The sequence below is a fragment of the Micromonospora sp. A202 genome, assembly GCF_006715105.1.
In the GTDB taxonomy this organism is placed as follows: Bacteria; Actinomycetota; Actinomycetes; order Mycobacteriales; family Micromonosporaceae; genus Micromonospora; species Micromonospora zamorensis.
Window position 1 is genome coordinate 2,795,759 of the sequence record NZ_VFMP01000001.1, and the last position, 14,377, is coordinate 2,810,135.

The following is a 14,377-nucleotide window of genomic DNA, read 5'->3' on the forward strand; positions in this document are numbered from 1 at the left end:
CGAGCGCACGGCCCGGCCCGGCCACTGACCAGCCGTCAGCGGTCGGCGGAGCCCAGCATCTCGGCGAGGACCTCGACGACGCGTCGCGTGTGACGCCCGGTGGGGTCCTCGTCGGTGTTCAGGTCGGTGACGCTCATCCCGAGCAGCCGGTCGGCGCGGGCCAGTGGCGTGACCAGCGCGATCAGATCCGCCCAGCGGGGGCCGTCCGGCTCGGGGTAGGTCACCGCCGGCAGGTCCCGCGGGTCCACCACGTCGAGGTCGAGGTGCAGCCAGGCCGGGCCGTCCGCGCCGGTGGCCAGGCCCGCCCCGACCGTGCCCGCGCCCCGACGGAGCAGCTCGGCGGCGGGCACCTGGTGGATCGCCGGGTCGATCCGGGCGGCCTCGACGCAGCTGCTGTCGTCGGTTGCCGGGCGGTGCCCGAGCAGGTGGACCCGACCGGGGTCGAGCAGCGGGCCGTCGCAGCCGATGGCGGCGACCGGGCCGTGCCCGGTGACGATCGAGAGGTCCATGTCGGCGGCCTCGCCGGTCGGCGACGTCACGCCGTCGAGAAAGTCCGGGTGGGCGTCCACGAACCACAGCTCGGTCGTCGGCGGCAGGGCACGGCAGATGCCGGGCAGGATGGCGCAGTCGCCGCCGAGCACCAGGGGTCGCCGGCCGTCGGCGATCAGCGCCACGACGCGGGCGGTGATGGCCGCGCCGGCCCGGACCAGGCCGGCGGCACCGATCACCCCGCTCGCCGGGTCGCGGTAAGGGTCGCGCAGGCACGCCTCGTCGACCCGGCCACCGTCGTCGGCGGCCAGGGCGTCAAGCAGGCCGGCGTCGCGCAGCGCGGCGGGGGCCCGTTCCTCACCGCGCCCAGCGCCGGACGAGTCCAGCGGCGCGTCCACGACCGTCCAGCGCACGTCCGCAGCGTACCGGCGAGGTCCGGCCTCCCGGCCACATTCTGTGGCGAGGCTGGGAGTACGCCGATGTGCCAGCGACGGCGATGACCACCGGCGTACGGTGAGGGACAAGTCCGGCTTTCTGGGTCAAAAGCCTCACCGGTGTACGCCCGGGACGCCGGTATCGAGACGGCGAGGGCAAGGAGCGATCGGTGAGACATCTGGCCTACCTGGACGCGGGATCCGGCAGCCTGATCGTGCAGGCGGTCGTCGGCGGGGTGGCCGGCGCCGCGGTCGCCGCCAAGCTCTACTGGCGACGGCTGGTCGACCGGTTCCGCCGGCAACCCACCGACCAGCGGTGAGCGGGCCGGTCCCCGCGATGGCGATCTCACCCACCGAGGTACGGCCCGAACCGGCCTCCTTCCGCGACCCGGCCAACCGGGTCTTCCACGTCGGCGACGAGGTTCTGCGCGGGCTGGACACCCGGGCCGCCGAGCACTGGCGGGCGCTGACCGGCAGCAGGTTCTTCCCGGCGCTCGTCGCCGCGGGCAAGGTCTGCGCCACCGAGGACGCCCCGTCGACACTGGTGCCCGCCGCGACCGGGGCGCCGTGGGCCGCCGTGCTGCGCCACGAGCGCATCCCGTTCGTCTCCCACCCGTACGAGTGGTCGTTCAGCATGCTGCGCGACGCCGCGCTGCTGCACGTGGAGATCCTGCGGGCCGCGCTCGGTGAGGGCTTCACCACCAAGGACGGCTCGGCGTACAACCTCCAGTGGCACGGCACCGAGCCGGTCTTCATCGACATCGGCTCCTTTGAACCGGTCCGCGACGGCGAAGCGTGGGCCGGCTACCGGCAGTTCTGCCAGACCATGCTCTACCCGCTGATGCTCACCGCCCACCTGGGCGTCGACTTCCAACCGTGGCTGCGCGCCCGCGTCGACGGCATCGAGGCCGACGAACTGCGCCCGCTCTTCGGCGGGGCCCGCCGGCTGCGCCCCGGCGTGCTGACCCATCTGCACCTGCACGGCGCCATGCAGCAGCGCAACGCCGCCGCCAGCACCAGCGACGTCCGCGACCAACTGCGGGCCGCCGGCTTCTCCCGGGAGTTGCTGCTGGCCACCGTACGCGGCATCGAGAAACTGGTCCGCAAGCTAGACCACCGCCCGGCCGGCACCCACTGGTCGGACTACCAGCGCACCTGCGGCTACTCGGCACGCGACCGGGTGGCGAAGGAGCAGTTCGTCGCCGCCTCGGTGGCCGCCGGCGCCCGACCCCGCCTGGTGCTCGACCTCGGCGCCAACGACGGCCGGTACTCCCGGCTGGCGGCCGGGCACGCCGACTACGTGGTCGCCGTCGAGCAGGACCCGGCCGTGGTCGACGAGCTGTACCGCAAGCTGCGCTCCGAGGGGCAGCGCCGGATCCTGCCACTGGTGCTGGACCTCGCCGACCCGTCACCGGGTGGCGGCTGGCGGGGCGTCGAGCGGGCCGGCTTCGCCGAACGGGCGTCCGCCGACGTGGTGCTCGCCCTGGCCGTGGTGCACCACCTGGCGATCGGGCGCAACGTGCCGCTGCCGGAGGTCATCGACTGGCTGGCCGGGCTGACCGCGCCGGGTGGCGCAGTGGTGGTGGAGTTCGTCCACCCGGACGACCCGATGGCAAGCCGGCTGCTGGCCAACAAGCCCGCCGGCCTCTTCCCGGACTACCGGCGCGACACCTTCGAGACGCTGCTGGCCGCCCGGGGTCGGATCACCGAGCGCCTGGAACTGCCCTCGGGCACCCGCACGCTCTACCGGACGGTGATGGGTGGCTGAACCCCCCGCCGCCGACCCGCCAGCGGCCTCCACGCGGTGGTACCAGGGCTGGCGCAGCGAGCTGGGCCGGCTGCTGGAGGTGACGGCCCTGGTCGGCCTGGTGGTCACCCAGCCTCTGCTGGACGTGCTCGGCCGCAGCCCCGACTTCTTCCTGTTCCACCGCGCCGACCCGGCCCAGATCCTGCTGCTGGTCGCACTGGTGGCGGTGCTGCCCACGATCGCGGTGGCGCTGCTCGGCGCGCTCAGCCGACTGGCCGGCCGGACCGCCCGCGCGCTCACCCACACCGGGCTGGTCGGCCTGCTGCTCGCCGCCCTCGCCGTGCAGGTGGGCCGACACGTGACGCCGCTTCGGGGCGTACCCCTGCTGCTGGTGGCCGTGCTGGTCGGGGCCGCCGGCGCGGCCGCGCACCGGCGGTGGCGGGCGCCGGGCCGGGTGCTGCGACTGGCCGCCGCCGGGCCGGTGGCCTTCCTGGCGCTCTTCCTGCTCGCCTCGCCCACCTCGGCGGTGGTGCTGCCCCGCGGCGACGGCGGCGCGGCCGGCACCGCGCAGGGCACCGGCGTGCACCCGCCGGTGGTCATGCTGATCCTCGACGAGCTGCCGTTGGTCAGCCTGCTCGGCGCCGACGGGCGGATCGACGCGACCCGCTACCCGCACTTCGCGGAGCTGGCCGGCGGCTCGACCTGGTACCGCAACGCCACCGGCGTCAGCGGGTGGACGCCCAACGCGCTGCCGGCGATGCTCACCGGCCGCTACCCGGCCAAGCCGGTCGCCCCGCACTACTCGCAGTACCCGGACAACATCTTCACCGCCTTCGGCGGCCTGTACGACATCCGCGCCGAGGAGAGCATCACCCGCCTCTGCCCGCCCAGCCGCTGCGAACAACCGGTCACCCCCGAGCAGGGGCTCGGCGTGCTGGTCCGGGAGACCGGCAAGCTGCTCGGCCGCATCGCCGGGCCCACGGAGAGCGCTGTCGACCCGGAGGATTCCTACCGGGAGCAGACCCGCGCCGAGGCCGGCCTGGACGCCGCCGAGCCGGTGCCCGCCGACCCGAAGTTCCGCTGGGACAGCCTCGACGACAACCAGCCGGTCCGCTTCACCAGCTTCCTGGCCGGGCTGAAGCCCACGCCCCGGCCCACCCTGCACTTCCTGCACCTGCTGATGCCGCACTCACCGTGGGCGTACCTGCCGTCCGGGGCGCGCTACGACGCCCCCGAGGACCTGCCCAACGACGGCGCCGGCTGGGTCGACCTGGCCCGGCAACGGCACCTCGCCCAACTCGGCTACACCGACCGGCTCATCGGCGAGACCCTGCGGACGCTGCGCGCCAGCGGCCTCTACGACCAGGCCCTCGTCGTGGTGACCGCCGACCACGGCGTCAGCTTCCGCCCCGGCGCGCAGGGCCGGGGCATGGACGCGATCAAGGCCGCCGCCGGCGAGGTCGCCTGGGTGCCGATGTTCGTCAAGGAACCCCGGCAGCAGACCGGCCGGGTGGACGACCGCAACTGGGAACACGTCGACCTGCTGCCGACAGTGGCCGACGAGGCCAACATCCGGCTGCCCTGGCGCGTCGACGGCCGCTCCGCCCGACAGGCGCCGCGCACGGACGGCACGAAACACTTCTACGACCGCCCAGGCGTTCCGGTCACCTTCCCCGGCGGCGTGCCCACCCCGCCGCCGCTGCCCACACCGCACCCCCTCGTCGGCACCGAGGTGCGCGCCGGCCCGCCCGCCGGCAGCGCCCGGGTCGCCGACCTGGCCGCGTTCACGGCCATGGACCCGGACACCGGCACCCTTCCGGCGCTCGTCTGGGGGGACGTCCCGGACCGGATCCCGAACGGCACCCTGCTCGCGGTGGCCGTCAACGGCCGGATCGGGGCCGTCGTCCCGGTCGCGCCGGCCGACCCCGGCGGACGCCGGTTCGCCGCGCTGCTCACCGACGACAGGCTGTTTCGCGCCGGAACCAACCAGCTCGACGTCTACGAGATCGCGACGGACGGTACGCTGCGACGCCTTGCCCTCTCGTGACCTGCCACCGGGTGTCGTCCACCCCTGTCCCGCCCTCGTCCGGCCGTCGTCCGGCCCGTGTCCCGCCCAACGGGATCCCGGGTTTCCCGGCGGCCCGGTCGGGAATCGGGTGACGCATGCCTCACCGCCGAACCACGGCGGGCGTTGTCCCCCGAACCGCAATTACGGTAGAAGCGAAGGCAATTCAACGTAGATCTGCCGGCGAAGCGAGGAACCACATGACGGAAGTCAAGCTCGATCACCCCGGTGGGCAGCTGTCGATGCCGGTACATCCCGCGGTCGAGGGCCCCGCCGGTATCGGGGTGAGCAAGCTGCTGAAGGAAACCGGGATGACCACGTACGACCCCGGTTTCGTCAACACCGCCGCTGCCTCATCCGCGATCACCTACATCGACGGCGACGCGGGGATCCTGCGTTACCGGGGATACCCGATCGAGCAGCTGGCCGAGAAGTCCTCCTTCCTGGAGGTCTCGTACCTGCTCATCTACGGTGAGCTGCCGAGCGAGCAGCAGCTGACCGAGTTCACCGAGTGGATTCGGCGGCACTCGCTGCTGCACGAGGAGATGCGCCGCTTCTTCGACGGCTTCCCCCGGGACGCCCACCCGATGGCGGTGCTGTCCTCCGCGGTGAGCGCCCTGTCCACCTTCTACCAGGACAGCCTGGACCCGTTCGACTCCGAGCACGTGGAGATCTCGACGGTCCGGCTTATGGCGAAGGTGCCCACCATCGCCTCGTACGCGTACAAGAAGTCCATCGGGCAGCCGCTGCTCTACCCGGACAACTCGCTCGGGTACGTCGACAACCTGCTGCGGATGACGTTCGGCGTGCCGGCGGAGCCGTACGAGGTCGACCCGGTGATGTCGAAGGTGCTGGACATGCTCTTCGTCCTGCACGCCGACCACGAGCAGAACTGCTCCACCTCGACCGTCCGCCTGGTCGGCTCCAGCAACGCCAACCTGTTCGCCTCGGTCTCCGCCGGCGTGAACGCGCTGTTCGGCCCGCTGCACGGCGGTGCCAACCAGGCGGTGCTGGAGATGCTCCAGCAGATCCACGCCGGCGACGACGACGTCCGCTCCTTCGTCCGCAAGGTCAAGGACAAGGAGGACGGCGTCAAGCTGATGGGCTTCGGCCACCGGGTCTACAAGAACTATGACCCGCGGGCGGCGATCGTCAAGAAGGCCGCGCAGGACGTGCTGGGCCGGATGGCCAAGCCCGACCCGCTGCTGGACATCGCCATGGAGCTGGAGGAGATCGCGCTCGCCGACGACTTCTTCGTCTCCCGGCGGCTCTACCCGAACGTGGACTTCTACACCGGCCTGATCTACAAGGCCATGGGCTTCCCGACCAAGATGTTCACCGTGCTCTTCGCGCTCGGCCGGCTCCCCGGCTGGATCGCCCAGTGGCGCGAGATGATCAGCGACCCGGAGACGAAGATCGGCCGTCCGCGGCAGGTCTACGTCGGCTCCGCCGAGCGGGACTACGTCCCCTTCGCCGACCGCTGACGTCCGTCTTTCCCGCTTTCCGCAACACCGGCAGGCCGTCGACCGATCCAGGTCGACGGCCTGCCGCATTCCCGCGCGCGGCGTGGCGGCTTAGCGCAGGCCGGCGGCGGCGAGCAGGTTGCCTTCGGGGAGCGCCGGGAGGGCGCGGCCCTGGGACATGCGCTGCTCGGCGCGTTCGGCCGTGAACGTGGCGTCCGAGGTGATGGCGGCGGCGTAGCTGGCGGCGGTGCGCTGGGCGATGGCCGACCAGCCGTACTGGTCGTGGACCATCCGGCGTGCGCGACGGGCCATGACGCGGGCGCGGTCGGAGTCGGACAGCAGGGCGTCCACGGCGTCGGTGAGACCGTCGGGGTCGTGCGGGCGGAAGGTCATGCCGGTGACGCCGGGCTCGACGATCTCGGCGAGGCCACCGGTGGCGGCGACCGCGAGGGGCGCGCCGGCTGCGGCGCCTTCCAGGGCGACCATGCCGAACGGCTCGTAGATGCTCGGCACGGCGAAGCAGTCGGATGCGGCCATCAGTGCGGGCAGGTCGGTGCCGCCGAGGAAGCCCGGCATGCTGACCATGCCGCCGAGGCCGCGGCGGTGCACCTCGGCCTCCAGTTCGGCGCGGTACGGGCCGTCGCCGGCGATGACGGCGCGCAGCCCGGGGTGGCGTTCGCGCAGTCGGGGCAGCCCGGCGATGAGGTGCTGCACACCCTTTTCGTACACGAGGCGGCCGGCGAAGGTGACCAGCGGGCCGTCTCCGGCGAAGCGGGCGCGGGCGGCGGCCACGGCTCGCGCGGGCACCCGCCAGCGGTGCGGCTCGACGCCGTTGGCGACCACGTCGACCCGTCCGGCCGGTACGCCGAAGAGCGCGTTCACCTCGTCGCGCATGTAGCCGGAGCAGACGATCAGCCGGTTGGACTCACTGGTGAGCCACTGCTCGACGCCGTGGATGGTGCGGTTCATCTCCTCCGGGAGCCAGCCCTGGTGCCGGCCGGCCTCGGTGGCGTGGATGGTGCTGACCAGCGGGATGTCCAGGTGGTCGCGCAACGTCATCGCGGTGTGCGCGACGAGCCAGTCGTGGGCGTGGATGACGTCGTACGAGCCGGCCTGGGTGGCGCGCAGGGCGGTGCGGGTGAGCGTGTGGTTGAAGGCCATGGTCCAGGCCAGCAGGGAGCCGGTGGCGAGGGGGAAGGTCACCGGGTCTTCGGGGGCGCGCAGGATGCGCACGCCGTCGGCGTACTCCTCCAGGGGTGCGCCTTCGCTGTGGCGGGTGACGACGGTGACCTCGTGGCCGGCAGCGGCCAACGCGACCGACAAGGCGTGCACGTGTCGGCCGAGGCCGCCGACGAGCACCGGCGGGTACTCCCAGGACAGCATGAGGATGCGACGGGTCTGCGGGGGCACCCCGGGGCCGGACTGCGTCGGCACGGGCGTGCCGGCCTGCGCGGAGAGGCCGGGCTGCGCCGGAAGCTGGGGCCGGGAGGTCACTGTGGGCCGGTGGGCCCGGTCCTTGGTGGCAGCGAGCTGCTCGTCGACCCGCAGGGTCGTCACATCAATCTCCGTCCATGCATGGTGGTACGCGCCGGCGTCAGTGGCGGCGGAGCAAGAGGTGTAAGGGGTGGCCGAGGGCCTGGCGGGGCGCGCGCGGACGCTTGCCCCCGAACAAGGAAAGTGCATCGGGCCCAAGAACGCACCTCGAAAAGGGTCATCGTGACGGAGGACACCCGATCGGTGTAGCGCGCATCAGACGGGCGGTTTTCGCCCGTCGCCTGAAAGGATGGATTGGCGCGCCCGGGCCGGGGGCACTACCTGCGTGCGCGCGGGCGATCTCGGCCGGTGCGCACATAACCATGGTCTAAGGAGCGACATGCAGGTCTGGCCGGGCGAGAGGTATCCCCTGGGCGCCACCTACGACGGGATGGGCACCAACTTCGCCATCTTCTCCGAGGTGGCCGAGCGGATCGAGCTGTGCCTCTTCGACGAGTGGGACACCGGCGCGGAGCGCCGCGTCGAGCTGCGCGAGGTGGACGCCTACGTGTGGCACGCGTACCTGCCGGGCATCGAGCCGGGCCAGCGCTACGGCTACCGGGTGCACGGCCCGTACGACCCGGCGAACGGGCTGCGCTGCAACCCGCACAAGCTGCTGCTCGACCCGTACGCCAAGGCCATTGACGGTGACATCCAGTGGGACCCGGCGGTCTACGACTACGACATGTCGGAGCCGGAGCGGATGAACGAGGCGGACTCGGCGCCGTTCATGCCGAAGTCGGTGGTGGTCAACCCGTACTTCGACTGGGGCAACGACAAGCCGCCGCGCACCCCTTACCACCACTCCGTGATCTACGAGGCCCACGTACGCGGGCTGACCATGCGCCACCCGGACATCCCGGAGGAGCTGCGCGGCACGTACGCGGGCATCGCCTCCCCGCCGATGATCGACTATCTGACCCGGCTCGGGATCACGGCGATCGAGTTGATGCCGGTGCACGAGTTCGTGCACGACCACCGTCTCGTGGACCTGGGGCTGCGCAACTACTGGGGTTACAACACCATCGGCTTCTTCGCCCCGCACCACGGCTACTCCGCGCTGGGCCGGCTCGGTCAGCAGGTGCAGGAGTTCCGGGGGATGGTCAAGGCGCTGCACGCGGCCGGCATCGAGGTCATCCTCGACGTGGTCTACAACCACACCGCCGAGGGCAACCACCTCGGGCCGACGTTGAGCTTCAAGGGTGTGGACGCGCCGAGCTACTACCGGCTCAGCGAGGAGGACCGCCGCTACTTCGTCGACTACACGGGCACCGGCAACAGCCTCAACGTGCGCAGCCCTCACTCGCTGCAACTGATCATGGATTCGCTGCGGTACTGGGTGACCGAGATGCACGTCGACGGCTTCCGCTTCGACCTGGCCGCCACCCTGGCCCGCGAGTTCTACGAGGTGGATCGGCTGTCCACCTTCTTCGAGGTGGTGCAGCAGGACCCGGTGGTCAGCCAGGTGAAGCTGATCGCCGAACCGTGGGACGTCGGCCCGGGCGGCTACCAGGTGGGCAACTTCCCGCCGTTGTGGACGGAGTGGAACGGAAAATACCGCGACACGGTCCGCGACTTCTGGCGCGGCGAGCCGGCCACCCTCGCCGAGTTCGCGTCGCGGATCTCCGGTTCCGCCGACCTCTACCAGGACGACGGGCGCCGCCCGTTCCACAGCATCAACTTCGTCACCGTCCACGACGGGTTCACGTTGAACGACCTGGTGTCGTACAACGACAAGCACAACGAGGCCAACGGCGAGGAGAACCGGGACGGCGAGAGCCACAACCGTTCCTGGAACTGCGGGGTCGAGGGCGACACCGACGACGAGGCGGTGCTCGCGCTGCGGGCCAAGCAGCGGCGCAACTTCCTGGCCACGCTGATGCTGTCGCAGGGCGTGCCGATGATCGGCCACGGCGACGAGCTGGGTCGCACCCAGCACGGCAACAACAACGTCTACTGCCAGGACAGCGAGCTGGCCTGGGTCGACTGGGACAACGTCGACGAGCAGCTGTTGGAGTTCGTCCAGACGTTGACCGCGTTCCGTAAACGGCACCAGGTGTTCCGCCGCCGCCGGTTCTTCACCGGCCTGCCGGTGGGTGGGCGTGGCAGCGACGAGCCGCTGCCCGACCTGGCCTGGCACACCCCCGACGGGCGGGAGATGACCGGCGACGACTGGGGCAACGACTTCGGCCGCTCGGTGGCGCTGTTCGTCAACGGTGAGGGCATCCGGGAACGCGGCCAGTACGGCCAGAAACACCACGACGCCTCGTTCCTGCTCTGCTTCAACGCCCACGACGCGCCGCTGGACTTCACCATGCCCGGCAGCGAGTACGGCCAGAAGTGGGAACGGGTGATCAGCACTGCCGAACCGGAGCCGGGCGACGCCACGGTGATCAGCGCGGGCGGCACCATCCGGGTGCCGGACCGGTCCCTCGTCGTGCTGGAGAGGACGATCTGACATGCCGGCCACCCCTCCAAAGGCCACCTACCGCGTCCAGGTCCGCCCCGGCTTCGACCTGGACGCCACCGCCGCCATCCTCGACTACCTCGCCGATCTCGGCGTCAGCCACCTCTACAGCGCCCCGCTGCTGGCCGCCACCCCCGGCTCTCAGCACGGCTACGACGTGGTCGACCACCGGGAGGTCAACCCGGAGGTGGGCGGCGAGGCCGGTCGGCAGCGGCTGCTGCGCGCGCTGCGCGACAAGCAGCTCGGGCTGGTCGTCGACATCGTGCCCAACCACGCCGGGGTCGCCGTCCCCGCGGCCAACCCCGCCTGGTGGGACGTGCTGCGCCGGGGGCGCGACTCGGCGTACGCCGACTGGTTCGACATCGACTGGGACCGGGGCCGGCTGCTGCTGCCGGTGCTGGCCGACGACCCGGCCGCCCTGGACGACCTCAAGGTGGTCGACAACGAGCTGCGCTACCACGAGCACCGCTTCCCGATCGCCGACGGCACCGGCGACGGCAGCGCGGGCGAGGTGCACGACCGGCAGAACTACGAGCTGGTCTCCTGGCGTCGGGGCGACGCCGAGCTGACGTACCGCCGATTCTTCGCCATCGCGGGCCTGGCCGGTCTGCGCGTGGAGGACCCGGCGGTGTTCGCCGCCACCCACGAGCTCATCCTGCGCTGGGCCGCCGCCGGGGAGGTCGACGGCATCCGCGTCGACCACCCGGACGGCCTGCGCGACCCCGCCGGCTACCTGGCCCGGTTGCGGGCCGCCGCGCCGCAGGCCTGGCTCGTGGTGGAGAAGATCCTGGAGTACGGCGAGGAGCTGCCGGACTGGCCGGTGGACGGAACGACCGGCTACGACGCCCTGGCAGCGGTCGGCGGGCTCTTCATCGACACCGACGCCGAGGGTGACTTCACCGCCCTGGACACCCGCCTGACCGGGCAGCACACCTCCTGGGAGGACCTGACCCACACCACCAAGCTGGCCGCCGCCACCCGGCTGCTCGCCGCCGAGCTGACCCGGCTGGCCGCCCTCGCCCCCGAGGTGCCCACCGAGCAGGCCCGCGCGGCGCTCGCCGAGCTGGCCGCCGCGTTCCCGGTCTACCGCGGCTACCCGCCGCACGGAGCCCGGCACCTCGCCGCCGCCCGCTCCGAGGCCGGCCGCCGTCGCCCCGACCTGGCCGCCTCCCTGGACGCGATCACCCGCCGGCTGCGCGACCCCGCCGACGAGCTGGGCCAACGGTTCCCGCAGCTCACCGGCGCGGTGATGGCCAAGGGCGTGGAGGACACCGCGTTCTACCGGTGGAGCCGGTTCGTGGCGCTGAACGAGGTCGGCGACAGCCCCGCCTACTTCGGGGTGTCGCCGGCGGAGTTCCACCGCTTCGCCGGCGCCCGCCAGGTCCGCTGGCCCGCCAGCATGACCACCCTCTCCACCCACGACACCAAACGCGGTGAGGACGTCCGCGCCCGCCTCGCCGTGCTCAGCGAGCTGCCGGGCCGCTGGGCCGAGCAGGTCAAGGCCTGGATGGAGTACGCCCCGCTGCCCGACCCGTCGTTCGCCCACCTGCTGTGGCAGACCGCCGTCGGCGCCTGGCCCATCGAGCGGGAGCGACTGCACGCGTACGTCGAGAAGGCCGCCCGGGAGGCCGGGGCCTCGACCAGTTGGGCGGACCCCGACCCGGCGTTCGAGCAGGCCCTGCACGCCGTGGTCGACCTGATGTACGACGACCCGAGCCTGCACGACGAGCTGACCGAACTCGCCGCGGCGATCACCCCGGCCGGCTGGTGCAACTCCCTCGGGCAGAAGCTCGTGCAGCTCACCATGCCCGGTGTGCCGGACACCTACCAGGGCACCGAGTTGTGGGACAACTCCCTCGTCGACCCGGACAACCGCCGCCCGGTCGACTTCGACGTACGCCGGGAGTTGCTGGCACGGATCGACGGCGGCTGGCGTCCCCCGATCGACACCGACGGCGCAGCGAAGCTGCTCGTGGTGTCGCGGACCCTGCGGTTGCGGCGGGCGCACCCGGAGCTGTTCACCGGCTACCGGCCGGTGCCGGCGCACGGGCCGGTGGGCCGGCACGCGGTGGCGTTCGACCGGGGTGGCGTGATCGCCGTGGCGACCCGCCTGCCGCTGGGCCTGGCCCGCGCCGGCGGCTGGTGTGACACGGCCCTGTCGCTTCCCGTTAACGAGGTTAAGGACCTGTTCACTGGCCGGGTCTACAGTGGCGGTGAGACGCCCCTGGACGAAATCCTGGCCGATTATCCCGTCGCACTGCTGGCTCCTCCCACCGCTTCCGTGGAGGCTGCTTCATGACCGAATTCTCCGTGTGGGCACCGGACGCCACCCGCGTCCGGCTGCGCCTGGCCGGCGACTCCGACCACGAGATGCGCGCCGCCGCCGACGGGTGGTGGCGGGTCGACGTCCCGGACGCCGGCCTCGACTACTCCTTTCTGCTGAACGACGACGAAACGGCCCTGCCCGACCCCCGGTCACCGTGGCAGCCTGCGGGGGTGCACGGGCCGAGCCGACGCTACGACCACGCGGCCTTCGCGTGGTCCGACAGCTCGTGGACCGGCCGGCAACTGCCCGGCAGCATCCTCTACGAGCTGCACATCGGCACCTTCACCCCGGACGGCACCTTCGACGCGGCCATCGACCGCCTCGACCACCTGGTGTCGCTGGGTGTCGACCTGATCGAGCTGCTCCCGGTCAACGCCTTCAACGGCGAACACAACTGGGGGTACGACGGCGTCTGCTGGTATGCCCCGCACGAGCCCTACGGCGGCCCCGACGGCCTCAAACGGTTCGTCGACGCCGCCCACGCTCGCGGTTTGGGGGTGATCCTCGACGTCGTCTACAACCATTTCGGGCCCTCCGGGGCCTACGCGCCGCAGTTCGGGCCCTACCTCGCCGAGCAGAGCAACAGTTGGGGCCGCTCGGTCAACCTGGACGGCCCGCACTCCGACGAGGTGCGCCGCTACATCATCGACAGCGTGCTCATGTGGCTGCGCGACTACCACGTCGACGGGCTGCGGTTGGATGCTGTGCACGCCCTGCCGGACACCCGCGCGGTGCCGCTGCTCGAAGAGCTGGCTATCGAGGTCGAGGCTCTGTCGACGCACCTGGGGCGGCCGTTGTCGCTGATCGCCGAATCCGACCTCAACGACCCGCGGCTCATCACCCCTCGCGAGGCGGGCGGGTTCGGGCTGCACGCGCAGTGGAACGACGACGCGCACCACGCGCTGCACACGTTGCTGACGGGGGAGCGGCAGGGCTACTACGGGGACTTCGGGTCCCTGGAGACGCTGTCGGACGTGCTGACCGGCGGGTTCTTCCACGCGGGGACCTGGTCCAGCTTCCGCAACCGGCACCACGGGCGGCCTGTCGATCCTCGGGTGCCGGGGCACCGGTTCGTGGCCTACCTGCAGAACCATGACCAGATCGGGAACCGGGCTACCGGGGATCGGATCTCGGCTTCGTTGTCGCCTTCGCTTCTGCGCGTCGGGGCTACGTTGCTCCTGACGGCGCCGTTCACTCCCATGCTGTTCATGGGGGAGGAGTGGGCTGCCTCAACGCCGTGGCAGTTCTTCACGTCGCACCCGGAGCCGGAGTTGGCGTCTGCGGTGCGGACCGGGCGGCGACGGGAGTTCGCCTCACACGGGTGGCCCGAGGGGGACGTGCCCGATCCGCAGGACCCGCAGACGTTCGTACGGTCGCGGTTGGACTGGGCGGAGCTGGACAAGCCTGAGCATGCTTCGATGCTGTCGTTTTATCAGCGGTTGATCGCTCTGCGTCGGTCCTTGCCTGATCTGTCTGATCCTCGGCTGAACGCTGTTTCTGTGCAGCACGGGGACCAGTTTTTGCTGATGCGGCGGGGGGACACGCTGGTGGTGGCGAACCTGGCTGGGCGGGGGCAGGGGGTGTCGTTGCCTGGGGTGGCTCGGCGGGTGCTGCTGGCTACGGGGGAGGGGGTCACCGTCATGCGGGACCGGATCCAGTTGCCTGCGGAGACTGCGGCGATCGTGGCGCTGTGAGTTCTGTTCCACCGGAGGCAGCGCGCAAAAATGTGCGAGGCAAAGCCATACTGCTGTAACCAGATTCCCTTCAAGCGGGAGTGGCCTGAGCCGCCGTCTTCATCGGACTTCATCGTGGGCAGGGGTGGGTCATCGGCGTTTTGAAGGACGACGAGGGCC

The 14,377-nt window shown here is 71.6% G+C and carries 9 protein-coding genes; 7 read left to right on the forward strand and 2 right to left on the reverse strand.

What is annotated here, in order from left to right; genetic code table 11:
• Positions 1 to 35 precede the first annotated feature (35 nt).
• On the reverse strand, positions 36 to 902 hold the full coding sequence (locus FBZ33_RS12935; RefSeq protein WP_185755285.1) for an arginase family protein: 867 nt from the start codon (positions 900 to 902) through the stop codon (positions 36 to 38).
• Between the two features lie 191 nt (positions 903 to 1,093).
• Here FBZ33_RS12935 and FBZ33_RS32745 point away from each other — a divergent pair, with 191 nt between their 5' ends.
• The 4 genes from FBZ33_RS32745 (at position 1,094) to FBZ33_RS12950 (ending at position 6,219) form a co-directional block, all read left to right on the forward strand.
• Positions 1,094 to 1,243, forward strand: coding sequence for a hypothetical protein (locus FBZ33_RS32745; RefSeq protein ID WP_179778832.1), 150 nt, complete (start codon positions 1,094 to 1,096; stop codon positions 1,241 to 1,243).
• 17 nt (positions 1,244 to 1,260) lie between these two features.
• The gene (locus tag FBZ33_RS12940; RefSeq protein WP_141912627.1) at positions 1,261 to 2,691 is read left to right on the forward strand and encodes a bifunctional 2-polyprenyl-6-hydroxyphenol methylase/3-demethylubiquinol 3-O-methyltransferase UbiG; all 1,431 of its coding nucleotides are present in this window, start codon (positions 1,261 to 1,263) and stop codon (positions 2,689 to 2,691) included.
• The gene (locus FBZ33_RS12945) at positions 2,684 to 4,717 is read left to right on the forward strand and encodes a sulfatase-like hydrolase/transferase (protein ID WP_141909232.1); all 2,034 of its coding nucleotides are present in this window, start codon (positions 2,684 to 2,686) and stop codon (positions 4,715 to 4,717) included. The genes FBZ33_RS12940 and FBZ33_RS12945 overlap by 8 nt, the downstream gene beginning before the upstream one ends.
• 218 nt (positions 4,718 to 4,935) lie before the next feature.
• Positions 4,936 to 6,219: a citrate synthase gene (locus tag FBZ33_RS12950; RefSeq protein WP_088947970.1), complete on the forward strand. Its 1,284-nt coding sequence runs from the start codon at positions 4,936 to 4,938 to the stop codon at positions 6,217 to 6,219.
• A gap of 90 nt (positions 6,220 to 6,309) precedes the next feature.
• Here the strand turns inward: FBZ33_RS12950 and FBZ33_RS12955 are convergent, their stop codons facing one another.
• Complete coding sequence (locus FBZ33_RS12955) at positions 6,310 to 7,755, reverse strand: glycosyltransferase family 4 protein (RefSeq protein ID WP_141909233.1); 1,446 nt, start codon at positions 7,753 to 7,755, stop codon at positions 6,310 to 6,312.
• A 316-nt stretch (positions 7,756 to 8,071) separates the two neighbouring features.
• Here FBZ33_RS12955 and glgX point away from each other — a divergent pair, with 316 nt between their 5' ends.
• Genes glgX through treZ form a run of 3 tightly spaced genes read left to right on the forward strand, consistent with a single transcriptional unit; the run spans position 8,072 to position 14,218 of the window.
• Positions 8,072 to 10,189, forward strand: a complete 2,118-nt coding sequence (glgX, locus tag FBZ33_RS12960; protein WP_088947972.1) for a glycogen debranching protein GlgX — start codon at positions 8,072 to 8,074, stop codon at positions 10,187 to 10,189.
• 1 nt (position 10,190) lies between these two features.
• Positions 10,191 to 12,497 carry a malto-oligosyltrehalose synthase gene (gene treY / locus FBZ33_RS12965; protein ID WP_141909234.1) on the forward strand — a complete coding sequence of 769 codons (2,307 nt, stop codon included), beginning with the start codon at positions 10,191 to 10,193 and terminating at the stop codon, positions 12,495 to 12,497.
• Positions 12,494 to 14,218, forward strand: a complete 1,725-nt coding sequence (gene treZ / locus FBZ33_RS12970; protein ID WP_141909235.1) for a malto-oligosyltrehalose trehalohydrolase — start codon at positions 12,494 to 12,496, stop codon at positions 14,216 to 14,218. The genes treY and treZ overlap by 4 nt, the downstream gene beginning before the upstream one ends.
• The last annotated feature ends 159 nt before the right edge of the window (positions 14,219 to 14,377 follow it).

Bases quoted from the DNA above. Each gene is read 5' to 3' on its own strand.
- FBZ33_RS12950 (WP_088947970.1), top strand. From the start codon at position 4,936: ATGACGGAAGTCAAGCTCGATCACCCCGGTGGGCAGCTGTCGATGCCG.
- treZ (WP_141909235.1), top strand. From the start codon at position 12,494: ATGACCGAATTCTCCGTGTGGGCACCGGACGCCACCCGCGTCCGGCTG.
- FBZ33_RS12940 (WP_141912627.1), top strand. From the start codon at position 1,261: ATGGCGATCTCACCCACCGAGGTACGGCCCGAACCGGCCTCCTTCCGC.
- treY (WP_141909234.1), top strand. From the start codon at position 10,191: ATGCCGGCCACCCCTCCAAAGGCCACCTACCGCGTCCAGGTCCGCCCC.
- glgX (WP_088947972.1), top strand. From the start codon at position 8,072: ATGCAGGTCTGGCCGGGCGAGAGGTATCCCCTGGGCGCCACCTACGAC.